We start from the raw sequence: 15,103 nt of genomic DNA, 5'->3' as shown, positions 1-15,103 counted from the left end.
GATCACTGAGATCGATCAGTGCCGGCTCGGCGGCGTGGTTGCCGGGAAAGCCAGGTTGCGAGCAAGACCCTCAATTTCCTCGCGCCATGCCAGCTTTTCCAACCAAGACGGCCGAATGGACGAGGATCCATAGATGGCTCCAGCTAACTGGCCTGTGATGGCAGCAGTGGTGTCGGCATCCTCACCCAAGTTTGCCGCCAAAAGCACGGCATCATCGAAGTTGTCCGTGTTATCCAGGCACCAGAGGGCCGCCTCGAGACTATGCGCCACGAAGCCGCTGCTCGAAATCTGATCGCGCTGCTTCCCGCGCCAGCTACCGGCGATAATGGGCCCGATCTCGGGTCCATACTCTCCGCGAGCGTGGGTCAGTGCCCCATCGAAATCAGCACCGAGAATCGCCGCTCGCAGTATGAGTGAGTAAGCATCGCAGGCTTCCAGACATGCCTCTGCCGCATGGGTAGTCATGCTCTGCCGACGGGCTACTCTGGTCATTACCGAAGGATCCGCGCGGGTCCCCCAGATTGCGACGGGCGCCAGTCTCATGAGCGAACCGTTCCCGGCTGAAAAAGGATCAGCTGAGCCGGAGATAGGATCGCCGGTCTGTTCAAACCGAGACAGCGCTTGGCGGGTGGTTATCCCGATGTCGAAACAGTCGCCGGTTGGGCTGTACGATCCATTCCTCCACCATTCTACGAAACGCTTTTGCGCCTCCGCTGGCTCGAAGATCGAGCCCTTGGCCGCACTCGCGAGTAGGGCCTCGCCGAGCGCCAAGGCCATCGAAGTGTCATCGGTCCACGTGCCCGCGTCCAGACCGAACGGCCCTCCCCCAATCATGTCGGTAATGTGGTCGTAGGAATCACGTCTCCTGAACTCGAGAGTCGTCCCCAAGGCATCTCCGACTGCCAGTCCAAGCAGGCATCCGCGAGCGCGGTCGAAGAGCTTCCAAATCGAGTGTAGGTGGTCCTCTTGGGGCACAGTCTCGATTGCGCCGCGACGGACTTCGCGCACTCGCGCAATTGCGCTTTTCGAGTCGGCTTCTCCAAGCTCAATGAGGAGTCTCGCCGCTACGGTTCCCGCACGACCGAGCCCACCCTTGCAATGAATGAAAACGCTCTGTCCACTGGTGAGCAAGCCGCGGACGCGAGCCCCAGCCGAAAGCCATCCTTGTTCGAACTCCTCGCCCGGAGCCGTCACATCAGGAATTGGCAGATGGATCCACTCCATCCTTCGGGCAGCCACCTCCGAGCCCAGATTCGAGACGCCTAGCGTCCTGATCTCATGGTCTTCAATGAGTGAGATGACCGCAGCCGCCCCCCACTCGGACACCGCATCGAGGTCCACAGCCAGGTCACGCCGCCAGTCAAATCCACCAACGGATCTACTATGCTTGCCTGGGCAAAAGGACACTCCAATGCGGCCATTGCGAGCTGACAGCGTCGCAATTTGGATCGGGTCGGTAAAGCTCGTGCGGACATTTCTGTTCATTACGGCTGGGTACATCCTCATTGCGACAAATTTGGTCGCACATACTCCTCGTTGGCGATCTTGCATCGCCCGCGCCTCTCAACCACCGGTGCAGAAATGGGGCATTCCCGATGGAAATCGTGTGAAAGCGTTGGTTCGTCCCACTTATGGCTCAAACTTGCGGCGTAATGCCTCAGCATGGGCCCTAACTCCCGATGACGCTGCTGTCGTATCGAAGCGTTTCAGCCAGTCCGACCAACTAACCGCCGCAAAACGAACACGTGCGCCACGCACTGCGGCAGAGAAGACTTGGATTTCCGCGCGGTGCGCCGAACACGCAGATGCAGCCACTCGTGATGGCTCGGCGTAGAGGTACAACAGGACCGGCGATCGGTTGACCCGCCCAGCTTCGGTCACCAACCCGAAAGCGTGCTTCACAAGCTGTGCCGCATCAAGGAAGCGATAAGCGGACGGATCGCTTCTCAAGGCGTCGCGCATGGTAAGCCAGGGCTCCATCGCTTCGCCCCAAACATCGCGATCATAGGCTTCGGCCAGAACGGCCTGCTTTCTATCACGAAATGGCTCAAACCGTTTGGACTCAACGCCAATGAGATGGGTCTCGGTAACAACCGCGGCATCGAGCCATGGGTGACGACCGCCAGACCAGGGAAAACGCATCTGCCGTTCGATCTCGACCGATACTGCGGGCCAATCGATGTCGTCGAGGCCCGGGAAAGCCGGAAGCAAAGCGGGTCGTTCAATAAACCAACCGAAACCGTTCGCCGCCAAAGCTGCGCTGCTTTCTGGATTTGCAAATTTGCCCGAGGCCAATTCCTTGCCCCCAGCTCTATCTAATGCTTGGCGGACGAGATGCTCAGGAACGCCGGGGAGAAAAAGTTCGCTCATCATCTTCTCCTATTTCCCGTGCCCGTCAAAAGTGGTCGCAGTCGTCCTGGCTGTTTGCCTTTCCAAAGATTGCCTTTGCAAAGAATTGAACTGGAGAGCCTAGATCGGAGAAATTTCCGGGTGGACGCCCCATTCTGGCGCTTCACCAAGTTCCATGGCCAGTTGGCGTAGGCCATTATCAACAACCGCCTGGAACTTCCCAACCACGGCCTGATTTTCCCACGCCAGATACTCGTAATGGGCGCCTATCAGGGTGCCACAATGGGCGCAGCCATTGCTCAGATAGCGGGAGTTCGCTTCTTGGCTGTGACGGCGCATGATCCGGCCGGGTGAAATGTGCTGTGGCAACACCTGCAGCGCGCGCGCTATCAGATCAGGACAACGGTCGAGTTCCTTGATGGTGGCGGAGAGCTCGTGTGGGCCAACGTTGATGTCGAGCCCGGTGATGATCGGCGTTTCCGCACCACACCTGTAGCAGTCTATGGTCCCACAGCGCACGGCAACTGCCGCTGGTGCCCCCAACGGTAGTCCGAAGCGATACTGCCGGTTCAGAACGGCTGAAACGAACGATGCCAGCGGCAGAACCTGCTCGCCTGTTCCGGTTGGTACGTATACTTCAAAGCCATCGGCAAGCGTCCCGCAGATCCGAACGGCAGGAATGTCTTTGGATGCCGCAAAACGCTGCTGCCGGAATACCCAAAGCCCCCGGACCCCCGACGTGGCATAACGGGCCTGACGGCGCGCTGTCTCATCGTCGCTTTGCTTTGACCACTGGACTTCAATGGCGATGCGAGCCGCGCCCTTGCTTAACAGGACATCGGCGCGCCAGGCTTCGCCTTCCGGGCTCAGGCCATCCACTTCCGCAACAGCCAGCCAACCGTTCGCTCTTCCCACTTCTACGATAACGCGCTTCACCTGCCTGTGCTCTTCCGTTTCGGGCGCGCTGTTGCAGGTGCCGCGAACTCTGTGCACGAAATGCTGCGTCCCCAACTTGGATCGCCTGAGGATCACGTCAGCCTGACAGCAGGGTGCTCGCAGATGCCCTTCCCGCTTGTTCCTCAACGCCAGATTGTCCCATTCCATGGGATCAAATTCGAACGCGTGCAGGCTCTGTCCAGTCAGCGCATCTATGCATCGTAGTGCCACGACTGCTTACCTGTACTCAATCATCTGCAGTTCTTTGGCTGTGAGGTGTGCCGACAAGGCACCGATGGCTGCGGCCAGATCACAGTCAAACAGCTCCTTAGAAACGATAGCCGTCCCATTCCGTATCCAGGCCCTTTCAGCGCGAAAGTCGGAAAGCGATTGATGAACGGCAATCTCCTTCGCCCCTGCATGATCTGCCCAAACCGTCGCGCAAATCTGCCAGTCCCATGCTCCGCCGTATCCGTCGAGATTCGCGATGTAGATTCGATTATCCGGATCGTCGCTGGAGAAGCCGACCTTGATCAGGCCCAAGCCCGATGACCGGGCGAGGTAAAGGTAGCCTGACAATTCACTTCGACGCGCGAAGGCGATCGAAGCGGGAAAACACTGGATGCAGTTTCCGTATCGATTGCGCAAAGCGTGGCCATTATGACACGGGGTGACACCGTAGGCGACGAACTTCCCCTCCGCCTTCATTCTGGGTCGATATTCAGCTCGCTTGAGGCCCGAGGCATCGAACGCTTCCTCAGGTTCGATCCCGTGGTGCTTCAAGTAGCGCAAATGCGCCTTGGTGAGGCGAGCCAACTGCGGTGCTCCCTTTTCAAATCCCTGCCGCGCACGGCGAGTTCAAGCTCGCGCAGGGGTGAACCGGGACTGTCATGCGGGCTTTGCCTGTTTGGCCTTCGCCTGGCTCGCCTTTCCAGAGGGAACGACGCGAATCTGCAAATGACCGGTTTCAGTTCTGCGTGATTCGAAACCCCCTGCTCTTTCGACCAAGTCGCTCAGCTTGCCGTGACCATAGGTTCGGGGATCAAAGTCGGAGGCGAGTGCTGCAAGGCGTTGACCCACCCGCCCAAGAGGTACCCAGCCCCCTTCATCATCGAGCTGTGAGATGGCAGTTCGGATCAAAGGTGCCGCAGCAGTGGGCGATTTCTTTACGCTAGCCGGACGGGCATCCTGTCGGCCTGGCTCATCTGACGTTGGCGCCTCTGGCAGCAGGTTCTCAGTGTAGATGAAGCGGCGACACGCTTGGCGGAAGCTCTCGGGTGTTTTCTGCTCTCCGAAGCCGTAGACATCTATGCCCTGCTCACGGATGCGCGAGGCCAAGCCGGTAAAATCACTATCGGAAGAGACAAGGCAAAACCCGTCGAACCGACCGGTATGCAAAAGGTCCATCGCGTCGATGACCAACGCAATATCCGAGGCATTCTTGCCGCTGGTATATGCAAAGTTCTGGTGCGCCTTGATCGCATGAGTGGCGAGAACGTCGGCCCAGGATTTAAGCCTGGTTCCGGAGAAATCGCCATAAATGCGGCGGACACTTGCTTCACCGATCTTTGCAATCTCTTCAAAAAGGCGCGGTGCGATCCGGGAAGATGCATTGTCTGCGTCAATCAAGACAGCAAGACGTGGAGTGCGAGGTTCATTGGCCATTTTGCACCATTGCCCTGATATCCATTAATCAGCCGATAAAACTTTGAAGGCGCCGGCTGACAACGGCCTGATCTTCAGGGGTCCTGAGCAGGCGCTTGGCCCTATCATGTGCGAATTCGTCCACCTCGAGAACGACTAAACTGTAGCCATGCCTCGGCAGCAAATCGGCGCGGCGCTCATCATATCGTCGGCGCTGTTCACCCCGAGGAACGCCGGAAACCGTTGGCTTATCGTCGAAGAATCCGACACGTTCGCGGTGTTGGCGCTCATGATATTCCACGACGAGGCCAAGAGCAGGATAAAAGCCATCGACAGGTAATGGCTTCCGGTGACCACGCCGATCTGGATCTCCGGTCAGAAACGGGAAGCAATGCTGTCGGACGGCCTTCAGCCCGACAACCGCGTCGCAGAGATCGAGCACGTAATGCTCGTCACGAATTGCGGCCTTGCAAGCGCCTTGTGCAGCCTTTGACGTCGATCGGAGCCTGACACTCCCTCCTGTTAGCTGCGCCATAACCCGTTCGATGTCTCGGTGCTGATCGCTCCCTCGCACGACCTCCCAACGACCGTTGTGCGAATGCCAATCGAGACTTGCAGATCGAAGCGCTGCTCGTAGGCGCTTGGGGTCTATGCCACTGGCGGCGGCCATTTCTACAGCCGTGATCAATTCGCTTGGGCCAGCCATCCAATCTTCCTTTTCCCAATCAACGAGCCGGGACGAAATTGCCGCGAACCAGGCCGCTCTCGATTTCACCGAAAATGCGAACGAATTTCCAGGTTTGATCGCCCGCTCCCCGTATCACCGCGCTTTCTGCTGCAAATTGACATCACAGACGGGAAGAAACAGCAGGGGATTATGCCCCTCAGATTTTGCGGCATCGAGCCATTCTCGACCGGAGACGCCTCGGCGCGCCAACTCATGAAGAGTCTCAACAGTACCGGCAGCGGCGATCTCGCGATCGCGCACTCGAGCAACGGTTGCGCGCAAGTCGCCTGCCTTCTGCTCCAAAACCTCTAACCATGTCGACGTGCCAGCATTTTCCATTGGCGCGTGAGCAAGAACGAGAGGGGCAAGCTGGATTGCCTCCCCCAACTGTACCAGCGTGAGTGCCCGAGAACTCGCAGCTTCCCTAGCCATATCGTCTTGGGAGGATGCCATCCGTGCAGTCACGCGAAGCCCTGATGCGAGAGCGAAGGCTTCGACCATGGGGTCCGTGTTGAGCACATTGCTCGCGGCACCTAGCTCGCGCGCGCGGCGCTCGAAGCTGTCCGCTAGAAAATGCGCATCCCGTGCAATTGCAATCCATTCTCGTTGGGATGCGGATGGTAACCAGGCCTCTTCAACCTGATCAACCAATGTACGAAGTCGCGTGAAATCCTCTGCGATCCTCTCGACTCGCATGGCCTCCAGTCCCCGCACGATGGCATCTAGGTTTGGAAGGATCGCGTCAACCTTCTCCTCGACCCTCGCGATACGCTTCGCCAAGATCGCGGCGCCAGCTACGGAAACACCAATACCGATCCCACTGACCGCAAGGTTTGCGATTTGCAGCGACTGAACGACAGATATCGCAGCCTTGATCTGCTCGTTCTGAACGACAGTGACTGCATCCATCGCCATTTGCGGCAGGCCGAGCGGGCTCAAGTTCAGCAAAGAGGATATTGCTGACGTCTCTTGCAGATGACCGACAACCCGTCCCGAAGAAACGGACTGAATTATCGAACCAGCAACGCGGTACTCGCCTGATGACACGCCAGCCAGCAGTTCGGCAGGCACTTCTCGCAGGACCACGTGAGAAAGTGCCCCGATCATAACGCTTTTGCACGTTTAGCGGCGTGGTCAAACTCCGCGGTCAACTGCTGCAGGATTGACGGTGAGTTTTCATCTCCACCAATTAGCGAGGCAACGACAAAGGAACGGACGCGGTCACGCAGTCTGGCTTGGGTCCGGTCGCGGATCTTCGCGGTGTTGAGCAGCCCTGTTGCAATGCCCAGTCCGGCGAGCGCGCCGCCGCCGAGTACAATCGGCCAGCTGATTGTTGTCGTGGTGACCAGTCCAAGCCACGCGGTCGTCGTTGTCACCGCTGCGAAAGGAAGCGATGCGGCGGTCGCAACCCCCGCAGCGAGTGGCACTGCTGCTGCAGCGATATCCTTGGCGCCATCGAATGCAGCCTCTGGTTGCTCAGCATAGTCCGGACCTCTCACCCAGACGGCTTGTTCCTCTACAATCGCCGCAAGGGCGGCGTTTGCTTCGTTGAGAATCTCAATCGCTACAGGCTCCGCGACCTCCCGAACCTTCGGAGCGATGCTGTTTTGCAAGAAGGAGGACTGCGCCAACAGGCCGTCCTTCAGACTTGCATTGGAAACGTCCTGCTCAGCGCTCGCTATCAAGTCGGCCGCAACCTGATTGAGCGTTCTGGCCGCAACAAGCGAGTATTCCGACGCCCAATCATCGATCCGGTGCCCGAGAAAAATGCGATTAAATAGGCCCATTCTTGTCCCTCGTTCTCGGTCAGCCGTAAGCCAAATTCTTAAAAGCGACCACCCACGACAAAAACGGTCGTATGGCTACTGCCGGCGCAGCTTCGACCTGTTGAGATTTGACCAATCAAAAGGTACGAAGCCGGACGCAAGCTTGGCGGCTCCCCGCTATGGAATGAGTAGTTGGATCCTGCGACCGAATTTATCGTGACAATTATTCATCCTCCGGCGACGCAGAAGGAAGGGTTCAAGCAATATGGATAAGTTCCGGATCCGCTGGGTGGACTCAGTGCACACAGGCGATGATTTCGAACTCATTCTCCAGGCGCTCGAAGTGGGTCTAGACGAAGGTCCAATCATCTCGGTCCCGCGGCGGGCTGCGCGTCGACTTGGTACTAAAGCGGGGGCAGACTATCAGGCTTTGGTGTTCGAAAATCCGGACTGGCTGGGCGCGCACCTTGTAGAGTATCGGGACCAGCTCGATCACGAAATCTGGCTTGGTGTCTGCGAGGGTGCCCCAAGGGAGAAGCGGCAGGATGCAACAGTAGCCCTGTGGCATTATGCCAAACTGATAAATGAGCTCGCAGGTCGGAATCGGAAGCTTCCACGGCCGGGGAGAGCCGGCTCCTTAGCACCCCTTGTGTACGGTGCTGTTGAGGAGCCACAAGCCGAATGCGTTGAGGCGTTCCTCGAACAATCCGGAGAGGCCTTCGAAACCATGGCTTCGGAGTATATGAATATTCCGGCAAACATTCTGATTTCACGAGCATGACGCCCATTCCGGTGGGACTGATCGCTCTCGCTTAAGGGATCCAAGGCATCATTGCTCGCGCAGCTAACATATCAGGATATTCGGGGTAAAATGTCGCTAGGCCGTCTTCGCAATATCGTGAACCTCGCCGTGCCGACGCTTTTCCGACAGATAAGTGGTGGGCGTGTCCGGTGCGAAAGCGAGGCAACACTTCAGTTACACCTTGGTCGCATCATCTCGACTGCTGCCGATCTCGAGATCATCAGCGAACGCGAGACCTTCTCGATAGAACTGGAAAAACCGCTTCGCAGCAATGGCGGCAAGCGAGGTCGGATTGATGTCTGGTTCCGGCTCACCGACGATGAAGCCCGCGAATGGCGCTGTGCGATCGAGCTCAAATTCTTCAAACGAGAGAACCACCGCGAGCCGAACAACCGGTACGATGTTTTCAAGGACATCGCCCGCTTGGAACAGTGCGCCGATGTGGCCGATATCGGCTTTATGCTGGTAGCGACCGACCATCGCCACTACGTCGATCAAGGCGGCTATTCGAGCGATACGAGTGATTTCGATTTCCGGCACGAACGCCAGTACGGGGCGGGAACAACACTCACTTATAAGACCGGAGCGTATGGTCCGCCCATCACCCTCGCCGGGAGCTACGCATTCCGCTGGTCTGAATGCAGTTCGGCACTTCCATATATGCTGCTTGAGATTCCTCCTGTGCAGACTGGTCCCGTCTGAATGACGGGGAAATCGCCCGCCCCGTGGGTCACGGCTCGAGCTTGATCTGCAATTCCTCCAATGTGGCTATGTCGACGCCTTCGTCGACGAGACGATCAAGGTAGGCCAACAAATCATCCTGCCTCGGCTGCCCAAACGCCAGCCTGTAGAGTGTCAAACTGCGCTTAAGCCAACGCAGTCGCGTGTTTTCGCGGCTCATAGGCAGCATGGGCACGCGCCGTTCGACCTTCACCGGACCGTCATAAACCCAATAGGGCACAAGTTCCGACGAGCTCTTCGTTGCACGCCGCGCAGCGTCGAACATCGCCCTCCAAGGATCCTTCGGAGTCTTCGCAGCAATGCGGATTGTATCTGCATGTGCCTTCGCGACATTGTGCCGAACGGCATGTCCTTTGAACCGGTGAACCCGCCCTTCCCTCTGCTCAAGATCGACTGGATTCCCAGGAAGGTTCCAGTGATAGACCCGATAGCAATAGGGGTGAAAATCCAGCCCTTCCTGACCTATCGAAGTCGTGGCCAGAACGAACGGTCGGAAAGGAGAATTGAAGGCGTCCCGCACGCTTCCCAGCCGGACCGTTCCGCCTTCATCATCCTTGTACTCAGCCAGACGCATGGCAAACCGCCCGCGCATCCTGATCGGCGGATGGAAGATGACCTTGTTGTCCTCGACAACCACATCATCGACCTCGATCTGTGAGGGGCGCACCGCCAACGCGTGCGTCATGGCTTTGGCCACCCCGGCGATGCGATCACGCTCTGAGCTATCGGCTAGGCCTTCGCCCTCGACGAGATAATGCGCATACTCGTCCAGCACAGCCTGTAGGTTGTGCTGGACCCCGTGCGCCAAAGCACTGCGCCAATAATGCTCATCTCGCTCCTGCCGAAGCAAAGCGACAGCGTCGTGCTGGTTGAAGAGTGCGCGGAAGCCCCAAGCAATTGAGGCCGCAGCTTCGAGCAGATCATGATCATCCCAGGCCAATCCTGGCGCAATACGACGCAGAGCTCGCAACGCGCAAACGGCGGGGCTTCCCAGGGCAACGTCTACCAGCAAACTCAACGTTTCGTCGTCAAGCGTCCCTACTGACCCGTCGGCCGACGTCCTCTGCAATTCTGAGATATGCTCCCGGAAGCCGTCTTCCTGGGCTGTCCATCGGTAACCGAGGTACTTAAGCCAGCCCGACGCTTTGGTACCTAGAAGTCCGTCGATCGTCGCTGGGGTGGACCATACGGTATCCCGACCAGCTGCGTCGGCTACAGATTCTCCGGCGAACAGGTATCCAAGCTCTGTTCTAATGCGCTCCGCAATCGCTGTGCGCATTTCCTCTACTGATAACTGCGTCGGCGAGCCGGCAAACACCTCGAGCGGATCACCAACTCGAGCCAACGTTGGCGATGGATATATCAGGTGCAGCGCACGCATCGCTGCCGGGCGGCCATCAACCAGCTTGAACTGCAATGGACGACGGCGCGTAGCTTCGGAGTAAGATCGGACGACAGACCCAGCACCCATGCGCCGCTCGGCTTCGTAAGATAGCAGGGCAGCAAGTGCATCGGGCACCATTTGCCATGCCGAGAAGACGAGCGCCTTCGTCGCCGGCGCACCATCCGAGACGGGTCCATAGTATGTAAGCGCCGGAGGGAGCCAAAGATGTTGATGGAGCCCGGGGTCGAACAAGTCTGACATCAATGCACGAAGACGCCCGTTCGCCGGATCAATCGGCTGATAGGCTTCGATTTGTTCGCGACTGATCCCCAACGCCTGCGCGGCGCTCAATGCGGACAGCAAGGCCGGGTCCGCGTTTGCAGCTTTGTCCTTGATGCGATGCTTCAGCGTGTAGTCACGCATGAAATTCAGGAGGTAAGGCGCGGACTTCCAATATTCGATGATTTCGCGAGCATCTACAGCGCGCGCAACGCGCGCAAAAGCTTCCGCCTGATGGAGATCGACAGGTGCGAGGGGCACATCGATCGTGGGCTCTGCCAACATCGAATCTCGCTCAGCAGTGCTGCCTACACGCTCGGTGCGGGCCATAACGCGCTTCAGTGTGCGCTGAACCGTGTTACGCGCCCGTTTGGCATCGTTCGTACTCGTCGGCAGTTGCTGGAGCAGGTTGCGGAAGCGGCGCATTTCCCGGTCGAGTTCGACCTTGATGTCAGCACCTCTGTCACGGCCATAGAGAAACTCGATCGTTTCGAGGAAGTCCTCGTAATGATCGCCATCCTCCGGCTCATCGCCCGTCAGCGTCAGCATCTTGTAAGGCGTCGCAGAGAGAAGAAGGGTACGCGCGCTGGCTGTATCGTCGGAATATTCGAACAGAGCCCGTGCGAGCTCAGCTGGCTCCCCTTCACCGCTCAGCAATTCCCGAAAGCGCTGGAATTCGTCGAGGATGATGAGGTCGGGCTTGAGCGCGCTGACACAGGCGTGCGACAGTTTGCCCCTCAGCGCCCCGACCACGTCGTTGCGCTTCCATCGCTTTTCATCAGGGTAAGTCGGCTGTCGGCGCGGAAACAGCGCGATCATTTCCTCGATCGCAGATGTCAGAGCCAGATCAGCGCGGACGGCCTCCTGAAAGTTCGCAACGATGGCCGAATCGATACCTTCAAGTGACATGTTGTCGAGGTAGGCATCCCACCGACCATTCCCAACGTCCACTTGCAGCGCGTTCCTGAGCGGCGTGAACGGATACCCCATGGCTTCGAGCAGACGATGCAAGAATGCCCGCTCTTCGAAGACGCCCGTAGTCGATCGAAGGTTGAAAGTGGTTCTAGGTGTAAAACTGATAAAATTGACTTTGCTCGCGGACAGATCTGGTTTCTCCCGCAGCTCCAAGGGCATCAGTGTGATACGGGTTGATGACTCTGCTGTGACAACGCGATCCCCCAGCACATTCAAGCGCTTCAGGTTTTGCGCGGCGATGGCCTGATTGGAGCAGATATAGAGAATGTCGATCCGTTCGGATCGATCCCATAACGCTTCAATAGTCTTGGCAATGACCCCACGGGCAACCATCGTCTTGCCCAAGCCCACCTCGTCCGCGACGAGGAATTGGCGCACAGGATCTGCGCCGTGCAGACGGTCGAAGACATAGTCCACCGTGCGACGCTGAAACCGCTTGAGCTGAGCTAGGGCAGGTCCAGCGTCGAACCGCTCATCGTCCATGGCCAGCCTCCTCAAGTGCGGAGCGGAAGACCTGCCAAAGCGTACGGAATTCTTCTGGTATCGGATCGGTGTCCGCAGAGGTCGTTTCGTCGAGCCGGGTCATCAGTCGATCAACCGCGTCCAGCCGACCATCCTTGGCGCACAGGGCCCGGACCAGTTCTTCAAGCATCGGTTCGTCGTCCGCGACTGACATCGCCCAACCTGCTCCGCTACCATTTCCTGTAGCCGCCAGAGCGGCCGAAAACGGATCACCAAGGGCCGTGAGCAAGAGCCTTAGGTAGCGAAGGAATGTCTTTCGATTGTTGATCACAGACCGCATGATCGCCGCATCGCGTTCAGCCGGCAGCCCCTCAATTGGCAAACCCGTGCTAAAGAGGATCGTTCGACCAGTCGCCTGCTCTTTCAACTCGATCGCCAAGAAGCGGGTCACATCGGCCAGCGGAACAACCCCAAGATCGAGCGGCTGACCGGAAGCAAGCGAATCCTTGGCATCACGGGCGTGCCCTTCCCCACGCGTTATTGGCCAAACCCGCACTTGCTGGATTCCCGCAAGCGCAATTCCCTCTTCCGGCGGTACCAGCCACAAGCGCCAGTTCCCGGGACCTTCGGTTGCCACTGCTTCGCAGCGGATGGTGAGACCACCTCGCGCAAGTGCCCGCCGAGCAAACAGCAAAACACGTTCAGCTGCGCGCTCGGATGCTTCAGCAGCGGCCAGCTCTCCCGGAACATAGGTACGCGTTAATCGCCCGAACCCGCTTTCTCCGAGGATTGTGTCGATTGACCCGAGCTTCGATGTTTTGCCGGTGAAGGTTACGAAAAACTCGACATTGCGCCCTGAAATGAACGCGGGCGTGGTTGCGTTTCCCGAGCCCAGCGTCAGGCGAGTGTCCCAGCTGTGCTCGGCAACGATGATCTTGGCATGAAGCCCCTCGAAAGCCGTCGACTCAGCTTCTTCACCATCTTCGCGCTCAGCCATTTCGTCGAGAACGGCAACACGCCCAAAATCGTTCAATGTTTCTGCGGAGATGCACGCCAGCTGGTCAGGCCTGCTGATCAAGACTTCAGCGGATCGGCGTGCTTTGCTCGCTAAGGTCGCCAGCGCTTCGTCGTCACAAAATGGCGAGACTACGCCGATACGGGTACATTCTTGCGGCTGCCAAGGTCGCCCCCCCAAGCCGTTGACTGCAAACTCCAGAGTTTCACACCCGTCAGGCAAAACCCACTCCCCGAAGCGCATGTCCTCAGCGAGCTCCGTTGTAAGAGCGCGCTGCTCCGGGGAGATGTTGCCAACAGCGAGACTCGGAAGCTTTGAAATCAGCGCGTGAAGTGGACGATTCTGCGCTTTCGGCTGACGCGTACGGCGTCCGTCCAAACGAACGGCGATGTCCCAGGATCGGTCTCGCGTGAGGTTGCGCGACAACACGAGGACACGAAGAAGATCATCGCCTTCGTCGTCCAACGGCTTGAAGCGCAGAGCCCAGATCTTCGGATGGAAGCTACCCTCTTTGGGGGCTTGGACCTCGACGATAACCTTTTCGAGCAACGAACAGAGGCGAGATTGCTGGTCGTGTGCCGCGTGGATCTGACCGGCCTCGGCAAAGACGGCCAAGCGCCCGGCAATCCGCTCTGCACCTTCCAGCAAAGCAATGGGGTGCTGTAGAATTTCCTCTCGATTGTCTGCAGCAAACAGAGCAAGGCTTACGGGCACTGCTAGCGCCGTTTCAAAATCGAGCGAGAATGTCGTCGCCACCCCAGCATCGAACCGATATCCTGGTGGTGCCTGAAGGCTGTCGCCGTAGAGTAGCCGAGTCTCCGGATCGAGCGTGTTCCGGGTCAAGGTTTGAGATCCTTCAAGTAGCTGCGGGCGATGGGCCAGCGAAACTGGAACCGTTCAATACCGGAGGCTCCTTGCCAACGATCCCTGGCACTCGTGTTTGCGAACCGTGACTGGCCTTTTTTGAGCCTTCGCTCACGCGTGATGATAAGGGCATTGGCGGCTTCGCGATTGCGGCCAATACCTCCTTCCTTGCGGATCAGAGACACCCACTCGGTGACAAATCGCTTGGCCGGCTCAAGCACCTGGTGCCCTAGGTGTCGCGTCTCATGCCAGAAGTCGTCCAACGACCAGGACGCTAGCGCCTTGGCATCAAACTCGTCACTCCAATGAGCAAGCGCGACCTGGTATCTTTCGATCCAGTCCTGTCGGGCTCGTTGCTCACTAAGCAGCAGATTATAGAGCAATGCAGCGCCATGCATCACGCCCGAGAATACCCTGGCGTGGTCAACCAGCCTCCTCGCTTGCTCAGGAAAATCGGCCAGATGGGGGTGCAGCCAGATCGCGTCCGCCGTGGCTCGATCGTGTCTGCACGCTAGATAAGTCAGAAGGCTGTTAGGATGACGTTCGACTAGGCGATCAAGCAGAAAACTCGCTTCGTCTGGCTTCAGCTCAAAGTCGACGTTTTCCGGCCACCCTGCCGGTGGATCAGGCAAACGCTCGTGCCACAACGAGCGACCGCGCGGAGCACCTCCAAGATCATCTTCTGCGTGATCTTTCGCAGCATCCTTGGGCCAATGCGGGAGCGCCGCAAAGTAGGCATCAATCGAACCGGGAAAGTAGCGAATGCCCCAGCTTTCCAAGCCCGACCAGTAGACGCTGCTGGGCAAGCGCTTGAGCTTGTCGCCCGCGTCCCGTCCAATGATTCCGACGTCTTTCGGTGCTCCCGCGATCAAGGCTCTAACGAGTTCAATTTCCTTTTGTCTCGCTTTGGCGGCCATTTCCCGGACCCCAAGGTGCGAAGGCAATGACCTCAGTACCCATGGAATGAAGAGCATGTACCGCAGCCGCGTCTGGATCGTACTCGTTCCAGGAAAGAGATGATCAGCGATGGAATCTCTAATGGCGCCAAGGCCCAGCTCATCGCGGCTGTCCTGCTCACGAAACAGGTCCATCAACCGTTGCGCACGGTCACGTTCTGCCTCATCAAAATCGATCCAGCCAATCGCTGAATTCATGCCTT

Annotated in this window: 13 protein-coding genes; 2 read left to right on the top strand and 11 right to left on the bottom strand. The window is 58.1% G+C overall.

The window, feature by feature from the left end; translation table 11 throughout:
• Positions 1-15 precede the first annotated feature (15 nt).
• The 8 genes from AC2S9W_RS10695 to AC2S9W_RS10660 all read right to left on the bottom strand — a co-directional run bounded on the left by AC2S9W_RS10695 (position 16) and on the right by AC2S9W_RS10660 (position 7,443).
• Positions 16-1,485: an ADP-ribosylglycohydrolase family protein gene (locus AC2S9W_RS10695; RefSeq protein ID WP_486570788.1), complete on the bottom strand. Its 1,470-nt coding sequence runs from the start codon at positions 1,483-1,485 to the stop codon at positions 16-18.
• A gap of 144 nt (positions 1,486-1,629) precedes the next feature.
• The gene (locus tag AC2S9W_RS10690) at positions 1,630-2,370 is read right to left on the bottom strand and encodes a PGN_0703 family putative restriction endonuclease (RefSeq protein ID WP_486570787.1); all 741 of its coding nucleotides are present in this window, start codon (positions 2,368-2,370) and stop codon (positions 1,630-1,632) included.
• A gap of 99 nt (positions 2,371-2,469) precedes the next feature.
• Positions 2,470-3,453 carry a competence protein CoiA gene (locus tag AC2S9W_RS10685; RefSeq protein WP_486570786.1) on the bottom strand — a complete coding sequence of 328 codons (984 nt, stop codon included), beginning with the start codon at positions 3,451-3,453 and terminating at the stop codon, positions 2,470-2,472.
• A gap of 69 nt (positions 3,454-3,522) precedes the next feature.
• Entirely contained in the window at positions 3,523-4,101 is a 579-nt protein-coding gene (locus AC2S9W_RS10680) for a GIY-YIG nuclease family protein (protein ID WP_486570785.1), read from the bottom strand.
• Positions 4,102-4,173: 72 nt separating this feature from the next.
• Positions 4,174-4,950: an NYN domain-containing protein gene (locus tag AC2S9W_RS10675; RefSeq protein ID WP_147161409.1), complete on the bottom strand. Its 777-nt coding sequence runs from the start codon at positions 4,948-4,950 to the stop codon at positions 4,174-4,176.
• A gap of 28 nt (positions 4,951-4,978) precedes the next feature.
• Positions 4,979-5,635, bottom strand: a complete 657-nt coding sequence (locus tag AC2S9W_RS10670; RefSeq protein WP_486570784.1) for a hypothetical protein — start codon at positions 5,633-5,635, stop codon at positions 4,979-4,981.
• Between the two features lie 114 nt (positions 5,636-5,749).
• Positions 5,750-6,763 carry a hypothetical protein gene (locus tag AC2S9W_RS10665; protein WP_486570783.1) on the bottom strand — a complete coding sequence of 338 codons (1,014 nt, stop codon included), beginning with the start codon at positions 6,761-6,763 and terminating at the stop codon, positions 5,750-5,752.
• A complete protein-coding gene (locus tag AC2S9W_RS10660; protein ID WP_486570782.1) occupies positions 6,760-7,443 on the bottom strand; it encodes a hypothetical protein in 684 nt (227 codons plus the stop codon). The genes AC2S9W_RS10665 and AC2S9W_RS10660 overlap by 4 nt, the downstream gene beginning before the upstream one ends.
• 244 nt (positions 7,444-7,687) lie before the next feature.
• Here AC2S9W_RS10660 and AC2S9W_RS10655 point away from each other — a divergent pair, with 244 nt between their 5' ends.
• Together AC2S9W_RS10655 and AC2S9W_RS10650 are read left to right on the top strand one after the other, a co-directional pair.
• Positions 7,688-8,203 carry a hypothetical protein gene (locus tag AC2S9W_RS10655; protein WP_486570781.1) on the top strand — a complete coding sequence of 172 codons (516 nt, stop codon included), beginning with the start codon at positions 7,688-7,690 and terminating at the stop codon, positions 8,201-8,203.
• Between the two features lie 117 nt (positions 8,204-8,320).
• Complete coding sequence (locus AC2S9W_RS10650; protein ID WP_486570780.1) at positions 8,321-8,926, top strand: hypothetical protein; 606 nt, start codon at positions 8,321-8,323, stop codon at positions 8,924-8,926.
• A 28-nt stretch (positions 8,927-8,954) separates the two neighbouring features.
• Here AC2S9W_RS10650 and AC2S9W_RS10645 read toward each other — a convergent pair whose 3' ends face one another.
• Genes AC2S9W_RS10645 through AC2S9W_RS10635 form a run of 3 tightly spaced genes read right to left on the bottom strand, consistent with a single transcriptional unit; the run spans position 8,955 to position 15,098 of the window.
• Positions 8,955-12,086, bottom strand: coding sequence for a helicase-related protein (locus AC2S9W_RS10645; protein WP_486570779.1), 3,132 nt, complete (start codon positions 12,084-12,086; stop codon positions 8,955-8,957).
• Positions 12,076-13,923 (bottom strand): phospholipase D family protein, encoded by a 1,848-nt coding sequence (locus AC2S9W_RS10640; protein ID WP_486570778.1) that lies wholly within the window; start codon positions 13,921-13,923, stop codon positions 12,076-12,078. Before AC2S9W_RS10640 ends, AC2S9W_RS10645 begins: the two co-directional genes overlap by 11 nt.
• Positions 13,920-15,098: a DUF6361 family protein gene (locus AC2S9W_RS10635; RefSeq protein ID WP_486570777.1), complete on the bottom strand. Its 1,179-nt coding sequence runs from the start codon at positions 15,096-15,098 to the stop codon at positions 13,920-13,922. The genes AC2S9W_RS10640 and AC2S9W_RS10635 overlap by 4 nt, the downstream gene beginning before the upstream one ends.
• Positions 15,099-15,103 lie beyond the last annotated feature (5 nt).

The sequence above is a fragment of the Sphingopyxis sp. 550B genome, from assembly GCF_057401805.1.
This window is presented reverse-complemented; position numbering and strand designations above follow the sequence as displayed.

What these genes read in the sequence shown, in the direction of transcription:
- AC2S9W_RS10690 (WP_486570787.1), bottom strand. Translation starts at nt 2,370, where the DNA reads ATGAGCGAACTTTTTCTCCCCGGCGTTCCTGAGCATCTCGTCCGCCAA.
- AC2S9W_RS10675 (WP_147161409.1), bottom strand. Translation starts at nt 4,950, where the DNA reads ATGGCCAATGAACCTCGCACTCCACGTCTTGCTGTCTTGATTGACGCA.
- AC2S9W_RS10645 (WP_486570779.1), bottom strand. Translation starts at nt 12,086, where the DNA reads ATGGACGATGAGCGGTTCGACGCTGGACCTGCCCTAGCTCAGCTCAAG.
- AC2S9W_RS10665 (WP_486570783.1), bottom strand. Translation starts at nt 6,763, where the DNA reads ATGATCGGGGCACTTTCTCACGTGGTCCTGCGAGAAGTGCCTGCCGAA.
- AC2S9W_RS10695 (WP_486570788.1), bottom strand. Translation starts at nt 1,485, where the DNA reads ATGAACAGAAATGTCCGCACGAGCTTTACCGACCCGATCCAAATTGCG.
- AC2S9W_RS10685 (WP_486570786.1), bottom strand. Translation starts at nt 3,453, where the DNA reads ATGGAATGGGACAATCTGGCGTTGAGGAACAAGCGGGAAGGGCATCTG.
- AC2S9W_RS10635 (WP_486570777.1), bottom strand. Translation starts at nt 15,098, where the DNA reads ATGAATTCAGCGATTGGCTGGATCGATTTTGATGAGGCAGAACGTGAC.
- AC2S9W_RS10660 (WP_486570782.1), bottom strand. Translation starts at nt 7,443, where the DNA reads ATGGGCCTATTTAATCGCATTTTTCTCGGGCACCGGATCGATGATTGG.
- AC2S9W_RS10655 (WP_486570781.1), top strand. Translation starts at nt 7,688, where the DNA reads ATGGATAAGTTCCGGATCCGCTGGGTGGACTCAGTGCACACAGGCGAT.
- AC2S9W_RS10670 (WP_486570784.1), bottom strand. Translation starts at nt 5,635, where the DNA reads ATGGCTGGCCCAAGCGAATTGATCACGGCTGTAGAAATGGCCGCCGCC.